This is a genomic window from Prevotella sp. OH937_COT-195 (assembly GCF_003932845.1).
Classification (GTDB): Bacteria; Bacteroidota; Bacteroidia; order Bacteroidales; family Bacteroidaceae; genus Prevotella.
On record NZ_RQZH01000181.1, the window covers coordinates 1 to 362 of the forward strand.

The 362-nt window shown below is 51.1% G+C and carries 1 rRNA gene; it reads left to right on the forward strand.

The window, feature by feature from the left end:
- Window positions 1-362: ribosomal RNA gene (locus EII32_RS11815) — 16S ribosomal RNA — on the forward strand; the annotation flags it as partial.

Here is a 362-nt window from a genome sequence, read left to right on the forward strand (position 1 = left end):
GGAGGAAACTCTGATGCAGCAATGCCGCGTGAAGGAAGACGGTTTTCGGATTGTAAACTTCTATCAGCAGGGAAGAAAATGACGGTACCTGACTAAGAAGCCCCGGCTAACTATGTGCCAGCAGCCGCGGTAATACATAGGGGGCAAGCGTTATCCGGAATGACTGGGTGTAAAGGGTGCGTAGGCGGTAAGATAAGTCTGATGTGAAAGACTGGGGCTCAACTCCAGGGGTGCATTGGAAACTATGTTACTAGAGTACAGGAGAGGAAAGCGGAATTCCTAGTGTAGCGGTGAAATGCGTAGATATTAGGAGGAACACCGGTGGCGAAGGCGGCTTTCTGGACTGAAACTGACGCTGAGGC